At 37.5% G+C, this 18,290-nt stretch carries 19 protein-coding genes; 11 read left to right on the top strand and 8 right to left on the bottom strand.

What is annotated here, in order from left to right:
* Window positions 1-45: 45 nt before the first annotated feature.
* The 7 genes from FBD94_RS06290 (at window position 46) to FBD94_RS06320 (ending at window position 7,585) form a co-directional block, all read left to right on the top strand.
* Window positions 46-2,412 (top strand): TonB-dependent receptor, encoded by a 2,367-nt coding sequence (locus FBD94_RS06290; RefSeq protein WP_136879508.1) that lies wholly within the window; start codon window positions 46-48, stop codon window positions 2,410-2,412.
* Between the two features lie 14 nt (window positions 2,413-2,426).
* Window positions 2,427-3,089: an HmuY family protein gene (locus tag FBD94_RS06295; protein ID WP_136879509.1), complete on the top strand. Its 663-nt coding sequence runs from the start codon at window positions 2,427-2,429 to the stop codon at window positions 3,087-3,089.
* 15 nt (window positions 3,090-3,104) lie between these two features.
* Window positions 3,105-3,875, top strand: coding sequence for an HmuY family protein (locus FBD94_RS06300; RefSeq protein ID WP_136879510.1), 771 nt, complete (start codon window positions 3,105-3,107; stop codon window positions 3,873-3,875).
* Between the two features lie 15 nt (window positions 3,876-3,890).
* Complete coding sequence (locus FBD94_RS06305; protein ID WP_136879511.1) at window positions 3,891-4,856, top strand: hypothetical protein; 966 nt, start codon at window positions 3,891-3,893, stop codon at window positions 4,854-4,856.
* Window positions 4,857-4,862: 6 nt separating this feature from the next.
* Window positions 4,863-5,810, top strand: coding sequence for a hypothetical protein (locus FBD94_RS06310; protein WP_136879512.1), 948 nt, complete (start codon window positions 4,863-4,865; stop codon window positions 5,808-5,810).
* Window positions 5,811-6,029: 219 nt separating this feature from the next.
* On the top strand, window positions 6,030-6,590 hold the full coding sequence (locus tag FBD94_RS06315; RefSeq protein ID WP_131606170.1) for a biliverdin-producing heme oxygenase: 561 nt from the start codon (window positions 6,030-6,032) through the stop codon (window positions 6,588-6,590).
* Window positions 6,590-7,585: a helix-turn-helix transcriptional regulator gene (locus FBD94_RS06320; protein ID WP_131606169.1), complete on the top strand. Its 996-nt coding sequence runs from the start codon at window positions 6,590-6,592 to the stop codon at window positions 7,583-7,585. Before FBD94_RS06315 ends, FBD94_RS06320 begins: the two co-directional genes overlap by 1 nt.
* Window positions 7,586-7,592: 7 nt before the next feature.
* On the opposite strand, the gene FBD94_RS06325 is transcribed toward FBD94_RS06320, so the two are convergent.
* The gene (locus FBD94_RS06325; protein WP_136879513.1) at window positions 7,593-8,291 is read right to left on the bottom strand and encodes a 3-keto-disaccharide hydrolase; all 699 of its coding nucleotides are present in this window, start codon (window positions 8,289-8,291) and stop codon (window positions 7,593-7,595) included.
* A 212-nt stretch (window positions 8,292-8,503) separates the two neighbouring features.
* Here FBD94_RS06325 and FBD94_RS26575 point away from each other — a divergent pair, with 212 nt between their 5' ends.
* Window positions 8,504-8,761: a DUF4265 domain-containing protein gene (locus FBD94_RS26575; RefSeq protein ID WP_394347783.1), complete on the top strand. Its 258-nt coding sequence runs from the start codon at window positions 8,504-8,506 to the stop codon at window positions 8,759-8,761.
* Window positions 8,762-8,774: 13 nt separating this feature from the next.
* Here FBD94_RS26575 and FBD94_RS26230 read toward each other — a convergent pair whose 3' ends face one another.
* The 4 genes from FBD94_RS26230 to FBD94_RS06350 form a co-directional block, all read right to left on the bottom strand.
* Entirely contained in the window at window positions 8,775-10,022 is a 1,248-nt protein-coding gene (locus FBD94_RS26230; RefSeq protein WP_235884387.1) for a DUF1398 domain-containing protein, read from the bottom strand.
* A gap of 257 nt (window positions 10,023-10,279) precedes the next feature.
* Complete coding sequence (locus FBD94_RS06340) at window positions 10,280-10,942, bottom strand: alpha/beta fold hydrolase (protein ID WP_136879514.1); 663 nt, start codon at window positions 10,940-10,942, stop codon at window positions 10,280-10,282.
* An 8-nt stretch (window positions 10,943-10,950) separates the two neighbouring features.
* On the bottom strand, window positions 10,951-11,556 hold the full coding sequence (locus tag FBD94_RS06345; RefSeq protein ID WP_136879515.1) for a hypothetical protein: 606 nt from the start codon (window positions 11,554-11,556) through the stop codon (window positions 10,951-10,953).
* Window positions 11,557-11,621: 65 nt separating this feature from the next.
* The gene (locus FBD94_RS06350; RefSeq protein ID WP_136879516.1) at window positions 11,622-12,131 is read right to left on the bottom strand and encodes a MepB family protein; all 510 of its coding nucleotides are present in this window, start codon (window positions 12,129-12,131) and stop codon (window positions 11,622-11,624) included.
* Window positions 12,132-12,350: 219 nt separating this feature from the next.
* Between FBD94_RS06350 and FBD94_RS06355 the strand changes: the two genes are divergently transcribed.
* Together FBD94_RS06355 and FBD94_RS06360 are read left to right on the top strand one after the other, a co-directional pair.
* Complete coding sequence (locus tag FBD94_RS06355) at window positions 12,351-13,157, top strand: RpnC/YadD family protein (protein WP_136879517.1); 807 nt, start codon at window positions 12,351-12,353, stop codon at window positions 13,155-13,157.
* A gap of 168 nt (window positions 13,158-13,325) precedes the next feature.
* Window positions 13,326-14,180, top strand: a complete 855-nt coding sequence (locus FBD94_RS06360; protein WP_131611590.1) for a HEPN domain-containing protein — start codon at window positions 13,326-13,328, stop codon at window positions 14,178-14,180.
* On the opposite strand, the gene FBD94_RS06365 is transcribed toward FBD94_RS06360, so the two are convergent.
* Window positions 14,173-15,504 (bottom strand): MutS-related protein, encoded by a 1,332-nt coding sequence (locus tag FBD94_RS06365; RefSeq protein WP_136879518.1) that lies wholly within the window; start codon window positions 15,502-15,504, stop codon window positions 14,173-14,175. The genes FBD94_RS06360 and FBD94_RS06365 overlap by 8 nt on opposite strands.
* Window positions 15,505-15,635: 131 nt before the next feature.
* Between FBD94_RS06365 and FBD94_RS06370 the strand changes: the two genes are divergently transcribed.
* Complete coding sequence (locus tag FBD94_RS06370; RefSeq protein WP_235884388.1) at window positions 15,636-16,475, top strand: DUF6515 family protein; 840 nt, start codon at window positions 15,636-15,638, stop codon at window positions 16,473-16,475.
* Between the two features lie 38 nt (window positions 16,476-16,513).
* Here the strand turns inward: FBD94_RS06370 and FBD94_RS06375 are convergent, their stop codons facing one another.
* Window positions 16,514-16,873, bottom strand: coding sequence for a hypothetical protein (locus FBD94_RS06375; RefSeq protein WP_136879519.1), 360 nt, complete (start codon window positions 16,871-16,873; stop codon window positions 16,514-16,516).
* A gap of 317 nt (window positions 16,874-17,190) precedes the next feature.
* The gene (locus tag FBD94_RS06380; protein WP_131611596.1) at window positions 17,191-18,234 is read right to left on the bottom strand and encodes a hypothetical protein; all 1,044 of its coding nucleotides are present in this window, start codon (window positions 18,232-18,234) and stop codon (window positions 17,191-17,193) included.
* Window positions 18,235-18,290: the final 56 nt, after the last annotated feature.

An 18,290-nucleotide genomic window follows, 5' to 3' on the forward strand; every position in this document is an offset into this window, starting at 1 on the left:
TTTGTAATCTTATTTAGATTGATTAAAAATAACTACTAAGTATAAATGTACAATTCAGTAACCTCAAAATATTCTCTTAGCCTCGTATTTCTACTACTTAGTATTTATGGTTTCGCTACTGGTATTAAAACCGGACTGACTGGGGTAATTACAGATGGAGAAGGTAGGGCAATATCGGGGATTACGGTTGTACTACAACCGGATAATAAGAGAGCGGTTACAGATGGTAATGGAAAATTCACTATCAATAATTTGTTTGCAGGTACTTATAATTTAACTATAAAGGCCATTGGTTTCGAAAAGTATGCTCGTGATATAGCAATAGAAGAAGGTAAAATACAGCATCTCCATATTAAACTAAAACAAGGTGACAACGCGCTTAACGAAGTAAATGTTAGTGCTGCGCATCATAATCCAGATAATTTTATTGACATGACACGTACCGCTATGCCCAGTAAGGTGATCTCGAGAAAAGAGATAGAAATGATGGGAAGCAGGAGGTTGGATGAGGTTTTAAAAGAGCAAACGGGACTGGCTATTGTGAGTGATATAGGGGCTGGAAGTAGAGCAGTAGGCTTACAAATGCAAGGTTTTGGCAGTGGTTATACCATGATTATGATCGATGGGCAACCGATGGTAGGTCGTAACAGTGGTAATTTTGATTTGTCACGGATTACAGTATCAAGCATAGAACGCATAGAGATCATAAAAGGAGCTTCGTCTTGCTTATTCGGAAGTGAGGCACTGGCAGGTGTTGTTAATATTGTAACCCGGAAAAACATCACACATCCTCAAGGTATGGCTGCATTAACTTATGGCAGTTTTAATATGTTGGATGCCACTTTAGAAGGTGAAACACCTTTTGCAGGCAAAAGAGGATCGGCCTATTTTTCTGGTAATTATTACCGTACCGATGGTTTCAACGCCAATCCTTATCTAAATGAAGGTAAAACGGCACCACCGTTTAATAGTTTCGCTTTCCAAGGCAGGGCCAGGTATTCACTAAGTGATAAAAGTACTTTAAATTTTAATGGGAGATATGTAACCCGGTATTCAGAAAATGAACTTTCTTATGGGGTGAAACCGAGCAAAGATGTATTAGATGAACATGATTTAAATGGCTCCATTGCTTTAAATAACAGCTTCAATAATGGACTTAGACTAAAGAGTCAATACTATTTAACACGTTATCAAACCGCACAGAACATTACAGATTTGAATAGTGGCGTCGTGATACCTGGAAATCGGTTTAAGCAATATCTGCATCGTGCAGAGGTTCAGGCTACCCAACGTTTCTCTGATGTGCTCGAACTTACCGGTGGAGCAGGGGCGGCTTATGAAGTGTTAGACAATACGGCTTATAGAGGCCATAAAAATATGGCAAATTACTTCGGTTACGCTCAGGCTAGGTGGCAGGCAGCTGATCAGCTGTCTGTTACTGCTGGTGCAAGATATGATTACCATGATAAATATGGCGCTAAATTAAATCCAAGCCTGGGATTGCAATATAATTTGAATGAAAAACTTACACTAAAAGCAGCAGTTGGGACGGGTTTTAAAACCCCAAATTTCCAACAATTATATCTTGTGTTTACAAACCTGCAAACAGGTTATACAGTGCTGGGATCGGCGGAGTTTGAACGAGAATTGAAGCTGCTGCAGGATGCAGGACAGATTATGAGTGTATTGCCGATCGCTAAAAATATAGGCAGTTTGAGACCTGAACGTTCTGTTTCTTATAGCGGGGGCTTTAACTATAACCCTTTTACAAGTTTAAAGCTGGATGTTAATGTATTTTATAATGATATGAAAGACTTTATCAACTCAGAATTGGTTGCAGTTAAAACCAACAATCAGCAGATCTTTTCGTACATAAACATTGCCCGGGCATACACTACGGGCACAGAAATAGGTTTAAGCTGGTCGGCAACGAAGTCTTTAAACCTCTCTGCCGGTTACCAGTTGCTTTATGCGGTAGACAAAGGTGTGGTCGACTCCATAAACAACGGTACCGGTTTGTATGGATCTATTTACGATACTGATATCAATGACGTTAGACGTGCTACACGTAAAGATTATGTGGGGTTAAACAACCGTTCGCGTCACATGGCTAACTTAAAAATTAGCTATGCACATGAAAAGACGGGTATCACAGGCACATTTAGAGTGAATTATAGGAGTAAATACGGTTTTATGGAAGATAATAAGGCCAACAATTTTTTAGATCCTTATGATACCTATGTTCGGAGTTTCTTTCTCTTGAACGCTGCAGTACAGAAAACATTTTACAACAAACATTTACAGTTACAGCTTACAGCAGATAACCTGATGAACTATCGGGATCAGTTGATGCCTGCACAACAGGGGCGAGCTATAGTCGCAGGTATTAGCTGGCGATTTTTTAAAGATTAAGCATAAAAAAAGATATGAAAAAGAGTCAACTAATACAAGGAATGGTCATGCTGGTAGTTGCCATCAGTTTTGGTGCCTGTACTAAGGATGAAATTAAACCACAATTGGAAGATGGGAAAAGTACCATTGTCAAAGATTTGCCTGGGGATGTAGGAAATACAGTAGGTGGTGCAAAACCATTTGAGATTTTTTATTTCAGCTTAAAGACAAGTAATAAGGTTGATAAAAGTAAGCTGCTTACCGCCGACTGGGACATCGCATTTGCCAAAGAATACAATTCTTATGTGTCTGTAAATAATGGCACGAATGATCAGAGTTATGGTTTTGGTGGCCCTGGAAAAGCTGCGATGGTGGTTGTCAATCAAGCTTATGATGCTGTAAAAACAGCACCCTCAGACGATGAATTTGAAAAAAATGGAGTGAGTGCGGTAGGATGGGACCCCGGAAATGGCAATGGCTGGTACTTCTATGAACTCAACACCCATATCGCTGTACCTGTAAAAAACAGAACCTATGTTTTAAAGACTGCCGATGGTCAATATGCAAAATTACAACTGATCAGCATGTATAAAGGTGCGCCCGCTACAGTGAGTGACCTAAACTGGCCAGCTCCCTATTTCACATTTAGGTATTATGTGCAGCAGGATGGTAGCAGAAATTTAAGTACGAAAGATTAATTATTAAATAACATAATGAAAACAAAACAACTTCTAACGAAAATCGCAGCTGTCGTGTTTACGGTGATGCTGCTCGGCGCCTGTTCTAAATCTAATGAACCAAAACCAGACGAAGAGTTACCCCCAGAGTCGGCCAGCGTGCCTTTTTATAAACTTCATCGAGTAGAAAATTTTGCTGTTGAAACTGATGATAAAAACCCTACAGAAACAAAGGCTGCGGCTTATTTTAGTTTGGAAACTAAAGCCGAAGCACCTGCAAAATACGCTAAAACAGCAAGATGGGATATGGGCTTTAACGGGCTTTACAATAGTTTTATCGCTGGGAACTCCGGTACAGATGGTTCTAATCTAGGATATGGTGGTCCAGGAATTGGTGGTATTCTAATCCTTGAGAAAGCCTTTGATGAAGTAGTGGATGTTCCTTCAGACGCACAGTTTAGAACAAAAGGAACGATAATAGGGACTGATGAAAAGGGTGATTTCGGTGTTGGTACAGGCTGGTATCTTTATGATTTTGGTGGAGGTTTGATGAGTAATTCAAGTTTTGATAAGCAGCATGTTGCTTATGCGCTTTCTGCTCCCATGACTATGACAAATGGAACAACGCTTTCGGCAAGAACAATTGTTGTACGGACAGGCAAAGGGAATTATGCGAAAGTAAAAATGATCAGCTGTTATAAGGATGCTTTTACACCTGATAAATGGTTCAGAACTACACCGCATATGTTTTTCACATTTGAATATGTGCTGGTACCAAAAGGGAGCACAAAATTTGAAATTAAATAATATATACGACAAGTAATGAAATCGAGATTAAAATCCTTTAGCTGTGCAATATTTGCTTTAGCTGTTTTATTTGGCTGTAAAAAGACTATGGACCTGCCACATCAGTCCGATAGTAAAATTATAGCGTACAAAGTGCCGGTGTCAGACGGCAGCATCAGCGGTATAATAGACGAAACAGATAAAACGATAACAGTATACCTTCCATTTTATTATAATCTGGATGTAATTGATCCAGAGATTAAGTTGGCCAGTGGAGCAAAACTTTCAGGTGAAGTGCTACCTGTAGATGTATTGGATGACAAGACAACCTATACCGTGACGGGTGCTGATAAAAGTACCGTAACCTATAAGTTAGTGATAAAGATGCAGCAGATTTCACCATTAAAGGTGAATGAGGTATCTACTGAAAGTAAACCTGTTGTATGGGGCATAGGTTATTACATGATTAATTTTTCCGGCAACTTTAATACACTTGATCCGACCAAAATAAGAATATTTCTTGTTGGAGCTGACAATACGGAGACTGAAATGTCATATGTTACTGGTTATGGGCCAGCAGCCGTAACTGTGTTGATGGGTGCGACCGAAAAGGTATATTCTATTGGCTATGTAGGCGTACCACAGACCCTTAATCCTGGACTCTATAAAGTAAGGGTAAAAATACAATCATTGACCACAGATTTAAAATATCCGGTTAAGTTGGAATATACCTTGCCTCAAGTGGATTATGTTTCTATAATTGCGAAACAGGGTGATACTTTCACCATAAAGTCAAGCGGCCCTGTATTTAAAGACCTGAAATTGATAACCATTAAGGTCGCCGGACAGGATGTCTCACTTCCTGTTCTTGACTATACCAGAACATTGGCTACGGTAAAGATTCCTGAGACTGTACCAGTGGGAACCTATTACCCTTCCATATTATTTGAGGGATTCCCAATTATAAATGCATTCTGGCCAATAACTGTAAACGCAAAATAGAAAACAATGAAATCAATATATTTATACATTTCCATCTTTTTTTTATTCAGCTTAAGTGCTTGTAAAAAAGAATATCCTGCCCTTCCGTATACTGATATACTTGCATTTTCTGTTAAAGATGCTAATGGAGCGCAATTAAAGGCTGTAATTGAAAACAATGAAATCATTTTATACTGGCCAGTAGGTCAGGCTGTCCCTCAGGAAATTACGCCTTCGATTACAGTTGCTGATAAAGCAAGTATTTTACCACTGGCAGGCACAAAAGTATCCTTTAATGAGTCGGTAACTTATACTGTGACTGCCGAAAATGGAGCAGTTACGACTTACAAATTGAAGCCAATTGTGAATAGTCTTATACCAATGATCAGCGCATTTTATGGGCCTGATATCTATAAAAATAAAAGATTTTTAAGATCAAATAAGACGGCCCAGTTAAGTGGTGATTTGTTTGATGTTGAAGAAGGTAAAACTAAGGTGTTCTTTGTTAACACCAGTGGACAAGATATTCCTGTTAAAATCAATAAGATCACGCCTATTGCTGTGATTTTAGATCCCGATTTTGCAATTGGTAATTATCAAAGCGTTAAGGTAATTTCTGGTAATAAAACAGTTCTTTTTAAGGATAATTTTGAAGTAATTGCAGATCCTAAGCCGGTAGTCCTAACTGAAATCTCTGTTGCTTCAACAGTTAAAAGAAATGGGCAGTTCACGGTCACAGGTGGCGCAAATTTGGATAAGGTCAATGCTGTAGTATTATATAATTCGATCACAAAAACCTTTATTCCGATAACTCTGAAGTCCACAACAGCAAACAGTTTGACCTTGGAAATCCCTGCGGATTTTCCTTTAGGGGATTGTAACAGGATCAGGTATTTTTACCCTGACGCAGACTATTATGCTGCTGGATATGGTCAGCTGGATTTTTTGAGTTTCCCCATTAAGGTTGTTGAGTAATATTTTAATAGTCAAAAGAGCTACAAGAAATAACAATTCAATATTTAATAGACTAATTTATTATGAATCATTTAAGACCAAAAACTGCTAAAATATGCAGCTTATTACTCCTTACCACGCCTATGCCATTTTTTACGTTCGAATATGTAATTGTGCCAAAAGGTAGTACCAAATTTGTAATTAAATAATTTAATTTAACACCATAAAATATACAAACACATGTTAAGTAACAACATTAAAGAAGCCACTAAAGAAGCTCACCTTACGCTTGAGAAAAAAGTAGTACAAAAAATGAAAGCTATTCGTAGCGATGCAGACTACGCTGATTTTTTAAAACATTTTTATGTTTATTTTAATCAGGTTGAACAAGCTATTGCGCCTTATATAACAACAGATTTATTACCTGATCATGCAGAACGTCGCAATTCGGCTTACCTAAAACAAGATATTGAAGCGCTGGGATCAAATGTAGATGAACTTCCACAAGCAACTGCTCCGGATATCAATAATACGATACAGGCGCTTGGCGCACTTTACGTAATGGAAGGTTCGATTATGGGTGGACCAATCATTGTAAAAATGCTTGAGAAGTTTGGCATCACTAAAGGAGTTTCTTTCTTCTCTGGTTATGGTGAAGCTACAGGTCAGATGTGGGGTAAGTTTACAGCTGTATTAAACGCGCAAGCCAATAACGAAGCTGAAGAAGCACTTGCTATTAAAACTGCAAATGATACTTTTTCCAATTTTGGAGAAGTGTTTGGCGAGGTTAGCGTTGCCTAATGAAAATCAAATCTAAGATAGAAGGCTCGGACGATTGGTTGTTTATCGAAGAAATTTCTGAACATTACACGCCAAATACGCCGCTTTCAGAAAAAAATGTAAACATTAAAAGTCTGCCTGCGCAGAAGCTGGTTAATTACCAGCTTAGCGCTGGTGGATTGTTTCTTGTTCATGCCACCATGCAGTTTAATACTGGTGTCAAGGTGCTTTCAGAAGTGGAAGGTGAAACCATCACTTCGCAATTCATATTTTATGGGACAAACCCGAATGCGGAGAAAAAGGAAAGTAAAAGTAGTCGTAGGGAAGGTAGTCGTCACAACATCCGCTACATTCCTTCTATAAAAGGAAAATATCAGATGTTGCCTGATATAGAGTATAAGTATTTTTTATTGGTGTTGTCTAAAGCCTATTATTTTCATCTGATAGACCAACATTCCTTATTACATACTGATTTTGTAAAAGAAATTTTGAAGGGGAAATATACCTCATTTGCAGCTAAGGACCTTCCGGTGACAACGGAAATGAAGAGAGTCATTAATGATATTTGCGAATGTAAAAGAACAGGTGAGCTAAAAAGATTGCACACCGAATCAAAGATTCTGGAATTGTTGATGTTACAACTTGAACAAATGCAATCGGGGGTTGAGGTTGAAAAATATCTGATCAAACAAGATGATCTGAAAAAGATAGAACATGCCAGGGAGATCCTTGATGCGGAGTATAGCTACCCGCCAACAATTATAGAGCTTTCCAAACAAATAACCTTGAATGAGTTTAAACTGAAGCGGGGCTTTAAAGCATACTACGGAACTACCATTTATGGTTATGTAACCCGGTTAAGGATGGAAGAAGCTCGTCGACTCATCCTTGAGGAGAAAAGAAGTGTAGGGCAGGTGGCTACAGCTGTTGGTTTTAACCATCAAAGTCATCTTACAGATGCTTTTAAGCGTTATTTTGGAATCCTGCCAAGTGAAATTAAAGCCAATGAAGATTAAGCAAAGACTAGTCTTTGCTTAATCTTTTAATCGGTTTAAGTATTACTTTTCTAAATTCTACTTCCGAACCCTCTGCTTGTAATGCGATTTGTCCACTTTGGGCGGTGCAATTGCTGCCATGATTTGCTAGTTTATCATTTACCCAAACTTTCACCTGGTCGTCCAGACATTCTACTACCATTTTGTTCCAGTCGCCAAGCGGTTTTTCCAAACTGTCCACTAGCTTTTTTATTCGGCGCTGTTTCTTGCCATTTATTCCCCAATTCTCTTTTGGTCCCCGCCTGGCTTCCATGTCAGGTACTGTAATGTCTTCTTCAATACACCAAAAATCACCTGCATTTTTATGCTGCATTTGTACTTCAATCGATTTTGGGAACATCTCATAAAGTGCCCTTGGTGTAGATGCATGTACCAATACCCCACAGTTTCCTGGTTTTGCCGAAAAACGATACTGAACTTCTAATCTGTAATTTTTATAGTTGGCATCGGTAATTAGGTGGCCACGTGGATCACCCAAGCTAACTAACAAACCATTTCGTACAATAAATGAAGGTTTTATATCAGGGTTTTTGTCTTTATCGGGCACATCACTGTGCCATCCGGTTAAATCTTTTCCATTGAATAAGTCCTTAGTTTGTGCAAAGGATATAGAGCTGGTTAAACATAGTAGCCCTATTAGTAATGTGTTGGTTATATTTGGTTTCATAAGCTAAATATAACATAACCCAACATAACCTTGGAATAGAATTGAAATAAAATTTAAGTGTTATACAATATTCGGTTTAAAAGAGCGTCTTTATCTTTGAGAGCGTTAATTTAGATGAGCGGGAATAGTCGGAGGATTATTCCCGCTTTTTATTTATCTGGATTTTTATACAAATTGAAAAAACTGGTAAAAGTTTTCTTTTAGTTAACTCTATAGAACCTGTAGAACCTTCTGGAAATTCTACGGTACAAGTTGTCATATTAGATTCTACAACTATTACTAATGATATTAGAGAGTTGTTTGATTCTTTAGGGTGTTCTAGTGAGAAAGCCAATGAAGGATACTTTGTGATTGATGTTCCTTTCAACTTGGAATACACTTCTGTTCAGAATAAGCTAATTGAATTAGAAAAATCAGGAGTTTTGGATTACGCAGAACCTTGTTTATCTGAAAAGCATAGTGTTGTTTAAGATTTAAAAGATTTCATGCGGAATTTGGGATCGGTTCTGTCAGGATGAGTTGATCTTTCAGGTCATAATAAGTGCAGGTCATTAATGATAAATTCACTATCCATCTATCGACCCCTGTTTCCGCACAATGCCTGCAAAAGCTGAGGTAATCCGTTTGCCCTGCCTGATGCATTTTCAAATACTTCCTAAACTTTTTCTTATTACCCACAGCAGCGACGACTAAAGGTTCATACTTTGCCTTGGAGCTTAGCTGATGGCCATTACTTCCAAAATACTGGGTATGGCTATCAGATACGTAGGTCACAAATTCTTCTACGCCTAACTTTTTGATCGCTTGAATGTACTGGGGGAAATCTACTCCGGTTTTCACTTTCTCCTGTTCCTGCTCAATTTGCGCAATTGTAAAAGATTCATCCTGTAAATCCTCGGATATTGCTTTGCGTTCTATTTTAGGTTTATTAAAATGTTTAGAATCCCTCACAACTGACATATCATCCCATTTTTCTGTCTGTTCCTGATCTACTATTCCATCCGCTATTACTGCTCTGAATACAGCAACAGGATTGAAGCTTTTACTATTGATGATCAGGTTACCAGAAAATGTCTTTTGTATAAACTGAAATGAAAACATAGAAATGCATAAACAGCCTGGTTCTATTTCAAAACTAAGTTCCTGCGCAGGAATAACGTTATCTTTTGAACCATTTGGAATTTCAATCGACTGAATCGGGCACATCGTTCTATTTCCATAATTAAGGTCATACATCCCCACAGCAATATTTAAGAAGCATGAACTTGCTTTTACCGGAAATTTCATGTCCTTTGAAACAAGCATTTCCGGCAATTTGATGGTCAGGATATTCCCCTCGATGCGCTGCTCCGGTTGCACAAAGAAATTATCCATTACCGGTGAATCCGCATTAAATTCAAAACCATTGAGCCGATCAAAACTGTTGGTTGTAAAATGATAGGTTTCCGATTGAGCGTCGAATGCTTGCTTCAAGGCCTTTTGTACGTCTGTTCTAAAGCGATAAACCATGGTTCCATCATAAAAATCTGTGATGATCTCGCATGCATCTCGCCGGAATTGTTCTGCCAGCGTACTGGCGATCCCAAATTGAGTTGCTGCTTTGTGTGTGTTTTCAGTTTGCTTCTCCTTTGTCAACCTGGATTTGCCTGTAACCAATTGCATATTGCGATACTTCTTAAAAACAGCAGGTCCTATTACACCTGTCAGGAATTTTCCGTCAAATTTTGCCATGATCTATATGTTTTTTATAACTAAACAACTGATCTAAGATAAGGTTTGGTTAGCGTACTACAAAATTTCAAGTTAAAAAAGATTAAACAGTAACTAAATTCCATGTTTTAATTGAAAAAGTTGGATTATAGTTGGAGTATACTTGGACTATACTTGGAGTATTATACTAGACAGACCGATCTCTGTCTTATCCGTGTCTTATCCGTATATGGCTAATATCCGTTAATATGTTTGAATTAAATATCCTTAGACTAGAGTCAGATCTGGTACTTATTAATCTCTCTTATAATACAATCCCTTACTTCCTTAGCATTGGAATAAACCATAAAATGCCCGCCACCTTTAATGGTAATGTCAGGCTTATGATACTTAATTGGTAAAATAATATCAGCAGTCCCATGTATATGGGTTAGATTTGATGGACGTTCTTTATTCCTCCACTTTAGTATGCATGTTAAGGCCCATTTTATGAAATTTGGGTCACTATCGATGATGAGTTGTTTTAATAATAGCCTTTCATCTTGAGTCTTGGCGCCCATAAAATTCAACCCTACATTATTAATACGTTTAAATAAGGCAATAGGAATCATTTTTTGTAACCTTATATTTCCGGCTCTTTTATAATACCATGGTAATCCGGAAAAAACAGGTGTACTAGATATGAGGAAGGTATGGACCGGGCTTAGCTTCTTTGCTATTTCTGTGGCTAACATACCTCCAAATGATAATCCAATTAAATAGAATGGGGCAGAGGTGTCAATTTTGTAGGCTAGGCGTGCAGCATAAGCTTCTAAAGATTCAGCAGGCTCAGGAGTAATCCAGTCAAGATGTATCAGCTCGAAATCTATTGGAAAAATAAGTTTTTTAAAGACGCGTCTATCTGCACCCAGACCGCTGATTAAATAAATTCGTTTAGCCATGATGAGTTCTATTTTGGCGTATTGTAAATAATCATTGCAATAAAAGGAATAAATATAACAGCCGCGATGACTAATGGTTTCCAAATTGGCTTAGCTCTATATTTTGTCTGGGCGTCAATATATCTTGTCCAAAACAAATGGTACATAAAAGTGATTCCAATGGTATTTGCGATATAAGTATAGGGAGTGCTTAAATCATAATATTCTAAAATGACAATGGTTAGTAAGGAATAAGAAAAACCAGAAAGAATTACTGGCCATCTAGGTTTGCCAACGTCTTTACAGTTTGAAGCCAGCATAAAGGCGCCAAAAAAAACAGAAAATAAGATAGAGAAGATATAAATTGCTGTTTGCGAATAAAACAGTGGTGCATCTAGATCATCTACTATATTTTGTTTCCATGGATTTTCTCTTTTTTGATCCCTAAGGAGAGTTTTGGCATTGAGCTGTGCTTCAATATGTTCCGTAATTCCTTCTGGCAGTTGAACTTTTCTTTCTTGCAATTCGTTTAAAGCTAACTTTACCGCTTCTTCGGTATGTTTATCAACGTTTTCAATATAAAATAACAGTTCATTGTCCGTTTTTTTAGCTAAAATCTGTTTTAGGGCGGCCATTTTAATGCATCAATTTATTAGGTTTAAGGTACAATCTTTCTCTTTATTAAATGGAAGACTAATAACTAAGATTTGAACAACATTCTTGCACGCTCCAAATCAATAGGCTGGTCGATCGGTACTGCTAAAAAATAATCCAATTGCCATTGTTGCGTTTGCTGTGCTTGTCGACTAGTAGGTTTATCCCAGGGTGGATATACTCTTATAGCGCGTTTTCCTTCTCGTTCAGGAGTTGAAAGTACGCCCTTTTTTAGGAGCACTGTTTTAGGAAATATGAATTGTCCTAAAAGATCACTCTTGCGGGTGCTGACAATTAGAAAGTCGATCTTATCGGAAATAGAATAAGGTTCAATCGGGCCATTGCCATTTCTTTTCCATATCGTTACAAACTGCCCAATTTTTGTAGGCGTGATCTTAGCCACTCGAAACCTTATAGCGAGCCCATCAAGCTTAAATTCACAAGCACTATAGTCGGAGCTTTCAGTTTCTATACTAGCCGCTGTAAAACTATAACCGCAGGGAATATATACAAGCTGCTGTGCCAAAATAAGGTCGGAGGATAGAGCTGTTGCCATAATTCAATTTTAAATTTCGTCAAATATATCATTAAGAATAATACATAATATTTCAATTCTCATAATGCTGCTAAATAGTCTGTGATCCTATGTTTACTTATTTTTATTAACTCTTAAGAAATGTTATTGTTGGTTATTTGTTTATTTGTCATAAAATAAGTTAATAAAACTTTTGTAAAGTAAAATTCGATACGTAGGTTTGCTTAGATAATTTGATCTATGGCAAATAGAAATGATAACCATTTGCAGGGGAACATGTACGATAAGCTCTTTAAAGAGAATATTCAGCAGAACCTTTCTGGAATTGTTAAGCATGTATTAAGCTTAGATGTAACCACAATAGAAGTATTAAATGAAGATGTACAATATACCAAGGAGAGAAAAACAGATCTATTAACCAAAGTAATTGACAAGAACGGTAATACATACCTACTTCATGTCGAATACCAGACCAATAATTATAGGAACATGCATTATCGCATGGCCGAGTATAGCATCATGTTGCAAAGGAAATATAAGTTGCCTGTTAAACAATTTGTAATTTACATTGGCCCCGGGAAGGCTAATATGCCAACGGTTATTGATACAAAAGATCATAAGTTTAGATATACGATGACAAGCTTATCTGCAGTTGATTATAGATTGTTTTTAAAATCGGATGCTATAGAGGAGAAAATGTTAGCTGTTCTTGGTAATATAGATCCTCAAGATTCGGTGTTTGTATTGGAAGAGATTGTCAAGGCTATTAAATATAATGTTGCCTCTGGCTTATCAACAGATCGTTATTTACAGCAATTACACGTATTAGTTAAATTAAGGAATTTAGGAGATAAATTAGAAGAAGTTATGATAAATGTTGCTGATTTTTTTAAAGAAGAGGAAGACCCATTATTTCGTAGAGGGCATAAAAAAGGAAAAATTGAAGAGCAAATCGAGATTGCTCGTAATTTTAAAAGCATAGGTGTAGCCACAACTGATATCGCTAAGGGGACAGGATTATCTGTAATGGAAGTGGAGGCTTTGTAGGAGGGGATAGTATTTTCTATAGAATTATTTATTACATTTGCGTTGAGAGCGTTAATTTAATAACTCGCTTCCCGGTATGGGGGCGGGTTATTTCTTTTATATGGTTTACTTCTTTCTTATTCGTTATATTTACCTATACGAACCTTAGAAAAATAAAACCTGATTCTGATGAAAACATCAATAGCTCATTTACCAGAAACTAAACAAAGGGAAATTGCCCATATACTAAAGATTATTAGAGAAGAAGCTAATCCTGAAAAAGTAATCCTATTCGGTAGCCATGCCAGAGGTAACTGGGTCGAAGATGAGTATATCGAAGATGGTGTTCGCTTTAGCTATATCAGTGATTACGATTTCCTGGTCATCATTAAAAAGAACGGGACAAAGGAACAGGAGATCATCAGCAGCATAGAAAATCGATGCAATAGTTTCAAAAATGTGATCAGCCCAATTATTCATGACATTGAGTACGTTAATGAAGGCTTGCGCGTAGGTCAGTATTTCTTTTCCGATATTATTTCCGAAGGCATATTGATACATGATACGGGAATTTTTCAGTTCGAAAAGGCAAAAGAACTGACTCCTAAAGAAGAGAAGGAGCGGGCCCAAAGCTATTTCAACATGTGGTATCCACAAGCTTCGCAATTTTTAATCGATGCTAAAAATGCTGCCGAGCGCGGAAAAGACGGCCGAAGAAATAGCGTATTTTACTTGCATCAGGCAACAGAATGTTTCTACAGCGCGGCCCTATTGGTATTTACTGGCTACAAGCCCAAAACCCATAATCTCGCAAAATTAAGGAACTATGTAAAGCATGTATCGATAGATCTGTATATCCTGTTTCGTATGCCTATACTAAATGAGCACGAATTTCACCTCTTTGATCTGCTTAAACGTGGTTACGTAGATGCCCGCTATAAATTAGATTACGACATTACGGATGAAGAATTAAAAGGACTGATTGATAAGGTTACCAATATGCAGGAGATCGTTAAGACAATTTGTGAAGAGAAAATTAAATAGCTTTTGAAGCACTTTTTATCAATTCAATTATACCTTCATTCTGAACTATATACATACCCAGTCGCTCAGTGGATATCCCTTCTTTTAATAAGTAGGTAAATACAGGCTTTTTATCTTCAAAATAAACGTCTAAATATTTGAAAGCAATGTTTTCGAACTTCTTTAGCTCTTCGGCAAGTTCTACAATATGTGTAGATATAAAGAAGGCCGAATTGCGAATTGCGGTTAGTGCCGAAATGATCAGCAGTGATCCATCATAAGCATCTTTTACATTCGTTCCTCTAAACAGCTCGTCGAATATGATGAACATGTTGTTGTGGTTATTTAACAAGGACGCGGCCTGTTTAACGCGCTTTACTTCGCTATAATAATGACTTAAGCCTTGATTGATGTTGTCGGGCAAGTTTATAGTCGTCATCAATCCATTAAAAATGGTAGTCTTCATATATGCACAGGGTACTGGAAAGCCAATGTGTGCTAGATAAATCGATATGCCTATCGACTTTAACAGCGAGGATTTTCCTGCCATGTTCGATCCGGTAAGGAAAACCATGTTGTTTTGATTGTTTACTGTGACATCGTTGCTGATTGGATTTTCAAGAGAGGGATGAAACAGCCCTTTAAGTTCCAGCTTAACGTCGGCAGTAGCTACATAATCCGGAAAGCTGAACCCTCTTCTCCTTGCCACATAGGCTAGTGTCTCAAATGCATCCAATTCGTAAATACATTGTAGAATCTCACAGATGTGCTGTTTGCCGGGTCCTCTAAACACACTGTCGAGTTTACTGATCTGGTAAAAGCTTAATTTATTAGGATTAACTAAAACGGATTCTTTTAAAGGAGGTGATGCCAGCAAAGCCATTATCCTGACCAACATATTTTGCAAATGTTTTGGAGCATCTGTAGGTATCGTTTCTAAAAAATCACAAACTTTCCTAATCACTTTAATAATGGAGGAAATGCCTACGGAGATGATATAATAATCATTGCTGGGGTTCAATTTATGACTTGCAAAATCATAAAATGAATCAATCATGTTCCGCTTTAAAAACCTTTTATTGTGGTTTAGGTAATGATCAGCTAAATCCAGTTGCTCCCGGCTAAGTTTTAGTGAAATTTCATGATCATAATAATATTTTATAGCCTCTTTTCTGGAGTTTAAGACATTGATGTCGGCTATGGGATTATACATCATTTCATGAATTTTTTCCCGTCCCCCAATAGTACTAGTCAGCTTAAAGATATTAAATAATGCATCCGTATCTGAAGAGGATGAGAATACGTTCAGATCTGTATAGGTCTGACTGTCCATATTAAACTTCATAGTAGCAAGCTAATGATATGAAGGTGTAATATAGCCTATTTATCATCCATTTGTAAGGTTTGGAAAGATAAATAAAACAGAAATAATCCTTTTTAGGTATTATAGGTCATAATACTAAAATTGAGAGCGTTATGAAAATGGCAAGATTAAAATGGTTATTTACAGTAGGATCTATCGTATTGGTGACTGGCTTTACTACCAATGATGCTTTGGCACAACGTAGTGGTAGTGGTACGCCAAGGCCTTCACGTCCTTCGGGCGGAACAAGACCTCCAAGTGTTGGTACGCGACCGCCTAGTGGGGGAAGACCGCCGAGCGTAAGTAGGCCGCCAAGTGGTGGAAGACCTCCAAGTGTTGGCGTTAGACCTCCTAGCTATAGACCAAATAGACCGCCACAGTATAGACCAAACTATCATTACCATAGACCTGGGGTTTCTTATCACAGACCCTATTATGGTTTTTATAGCTATTATAGACCTTTTTTAGGTATTAGTTTAAGCGTATTGCCTTTTGGATATTATCCATTCTATTACGGCCCTAACCAGTTTTATTATGCAGGCGGCTTTTTTTATCAGCAAGCTGATAATGGATACAAAGTGGTTGTACCTCCGGTAGGAGCACAAGTACCTAGCATACCATCAGAAGCGAAAGATATTTCTATTAATGGTCAGAATTATTACGAATACAAAGGTGTTTATTACAACAGTACGGTTGATGCGAATGGAAAAACCGTTTATGTAGTTGCAGGTAAGGATGGCGTTTTAGAAACCGATGGTAAGACAGATGCTGGTCCATTAGATGATGTCGGTTCATTGCCTAAAATTGGTGATGTGGTAGATGAACTCCCTGCTGACACCAGAGACGTAGTGATAAAAGGGGTGTTGTACTATGTTTCTCAGGAGGGTGTTTATTACGAAAAGGTAATAGATGGTGACAAGGTTACTTATAAAGTAATTGGCATAGGTAACTAAAAAACGGTTAATTAAAATATAAAGAGCAGCTTGGTGAATTAAAGTTTATCAGGCTGCGCTTTGCTTAACAAAGTAATGATACGCTCTTTATCATTGATCTGATCCTTTAAAGTTGCAACCATTTCCTTACAGCTTTTAAGTGTTGATTTTAAATCCCCGTACTCCACAGCTGGTTCCGCTACCATATTCTGGTCAGCGTCTAAACCTTCAGTATTGAAAAAGCAGCACGGTGATACTTCAAGTATTTCCGCCATCAGCAAGATATCTTTGTACTTAATAGATTCATTGATCAGGCCCAGTCTTAAACCATCAAAGGTTTTACCCATACTAATGGCCAGCCAGCTTAGTGATCTGTGTTTATCTCTTATGATTCCGTCAATTATTGCTTTTAAAGACATCAGCTTTCTTTTTTTATTGCAAAATAAGAATATTGTGTTAAAGAGTGTATATTTTTTGATAAAATCGCATAAAAATATTGTGAAGATGGTTAAATAACTTGTTTAATTAACCATAAAAATTTTGGAGTTTTAACCAAAATTTTAGACAAAGCAGAGGGGCGTTTGAAAAAAAATATTCCTATTCTCTTGACAATCAATATTTTTTTTTTAATTTTACACTCGAGAGCGTTAATTTGCGGGGGCATCGTCTTTAAGACCTGCTTCCGCTTTTTTTTTGCCCCTGTGTCGGGAGGATCAAATCCAAACTCTTTTTCAGATTACAGTTTAACCTGGCGGATGATGTTTTTGAGATTTAATTCAATAATATCAGTCATGCTTCTACATTCCAGATACTGTGGATCTTCGAGGTAATTCGACATAGCTAATTTTAAAGTATTTATGTTTTCAACGGTGGTGAGTACTTCCGTATTGGATACATCCCGCAAATCTGTTAGCCGATGTCGTTCACTGCGGACCCGATGCAGCAAAGACGACTTTTCTTCCTGCTGGTATTGTAAATAGGTTTTTTCGGTCAAGTGATCCATACCCAATTTTACATAAGGGAAGTTCTCCTTAAAAAATTGTGGGAGGTATACTTTTATATTTCCTTCATAAAACTGCTGGTCAAAATCAATAGCCCTAATTCTAAACTGTATATCGTCAAAATCAGGAGTAATCTGAACCACGAAGTTGTAAGCCCTCATGTCACCCAAAAGCATCACCAAACAGCGCTCATTAAACTTCACAAATTCCTTTGCAATACGGGTTGGGTTGTATTCTGAGTTTTGCAGGTAGCTCTTTGCAAACACATCCCCCGGGATTCCTGCAATATGTTCTTCAATCAAGGTTTCACGATCTACCAGGTAATTGACTTGATTGGGAGATAAGATGTGTTCCAATTCTAAGCCATATATTCTTGAGGCATCAGCCTTTTTAACATAGAAGTAATCGTAAACATCATTTAACCTGTTCACAATTCGTACTCTAAAAGGGTGTGTATTGCCAAAAGTGCAGTATTCAATCTTATCGATGTATTTATGCTGTACAATCCGCAAATTACCTGAAGCCTTTAAATTGGCATACACTATTTTTAAACCGTTGTGTAGCTCTTCAATCCTGTCGTTCGCATAGATAGGCGATTCCCAAAGTGAATCCTTTCCATTCTTATCCATGATCGGAAAAGCTTCTGTAAACATCCTCAGATCATCATAAGTGATAGGCAGTTTAGACTCCCGCTGATAGATTTTAAGGTATTTCTGCAAGGCCGGGGATACCGGGAATATGGGCTTCTTACGCGAAATTCTTACATCATTGGATTCCATGGCTTGGCAATTTATGCTCAATTTCGGGTATTTCATTTGAATTTCATAATGATGTA

This window comes from Pedobacter hiemivivus, assembly GCF_005144565.1.
Lineage (GTDB): Bacteria > Bacteroidota > Bacteroidia > Sphingobacteriales > Sphingobacteriaceae > Pedobacter > Pedobacter hiemivivus.

Excerpts from the sequence above, each read along its gene's own strand:
- FBD94_RS26230 (WP_235884387.1), bottom strand. The coding sequence starts at position 10,022 with ATGGCAAAATTTGACGGAAAATTCCTGACAGGTGTAATAGGACCTGCT.
- FBD94_RS06380 (WP_131611596.1), bottom strand. The coding sequence starts at position 18,234 with ATGGAATCCAATGATGTAAGAATTTCGCGTAAGAAGCCCATATTCCCG.
- FBD94_RS06305 (WP_136879511.1), top strand. The coding sequence starts at position 3,891 with ATGAAATCGAGATTAAAATCCTTTAGCTGTGCAATATTTGCTTTAGCT.
- FBD94_RS06350 (WP_136879516.1), bottom strand. The coding sequence starts at position 12,131 with ATGGCAACAGCTCTATCCTCCGACCTTATTTTGGCACAGCAGCTTGTA.
- FBD94_RS06370 (WP_235884388.1), top strand. The coding sequence starts at position 15,636 with ATGAAAATGGCAAGATTAAAATGGTTATTTACAGTAGGATCTATCGTA.
- FBD94_RS06375 (WP_136879519.1), bottom strand. The coding sequence starts at position 16,873 with ATGTCTTTAAAAGCAATAATTGACGGAATCATAAGAGATAAACACAGA.
- FBD94_RS06320 (WP_131606169.1), top strand. The coding sequence starts at position 6,590 with ATGAAAATCAAATCTAAGATAGAAGGCTCGGACGATTGGTTGTTTATC.
- FBD94_RS06310 (WP_136879512.1), top strand. The coding sequence starts at position 4,863 with ATGAAATCAATATATTTATACATTTCCATCTTTTTTTTATTCAGCTTA.
- FBD94_RS06325 (WP_136879513.1), bottom strand. The coding sequence starts at position 8,291 with ATGAAACCAAATATAACCAACACATTACTAATAGGGCTACTATGTTTA.
- FBD94_RS06315 (WP_131606170.1), top strand. The coding sequence starts at position 6,030 with ATGTTAAGTAACAACATTAAAGAAGCCACTAAAGAAGCTCACCTTACG.
- FBD94_RS06365 (WP_136879518.1), bottom strand. The coding sequence starts at position 15,504 with ATGAAGTTTAATATGGACAGTCAGACCTATACAGATCTGAACGTATTC.
- FBD94_RS06345 (WP_136879515.1), bottom strand. The coding sequence starts at position 11,556 with ATGGCCGCCCTAAAACAGATTTTAGCTAAAAAAACGGACAATGAACTG.
- FBD94_RS06360 (WP_131611590.1), top strand. The coding sequence starts at position 13,326 with ATGAAAACATCAATAGCTCATTTACCAGAAACTAAACAAAGGGAAATT.
- FBD94_RS06340 (WP_136879514.1), bottom strand. The coding sequence starts at position 10,942 with ATGGCTAAACGAATTTATTTAATCAGCGGTCTGGGTGCAGATAGACGC.
- FBD94_RS06290 (WP_136879508.1), top strand. The coding sequence starts at position 46 with ATGTACAATTCAGTAACCTCAAAATATTCTCTTAGCCTCGTATTTCTA.
- FBD94_RS06300 (WP_136879510.1), top strand. The coding sequence starts at position 3,105 with ATGAAAACAAAACAACTTCTAACGAAAATCGCAGCTGTCGTGTTTACG.
- FBD94_RS06295 (WP_136879509.1), top strand. The coding sequence starts at position 2,427 with ATGAAAAAGAGTCAACTAATACAAGGAATGGTCATGCTGGTAGTTGCC.
- FBD94_RS06355 (WP_136879517.1), top strand. The coding sequence starts at position 12,351 with ATGGCAAATAGAAATGATAACCATTTGCAGGGGAACATGTACGATAAG.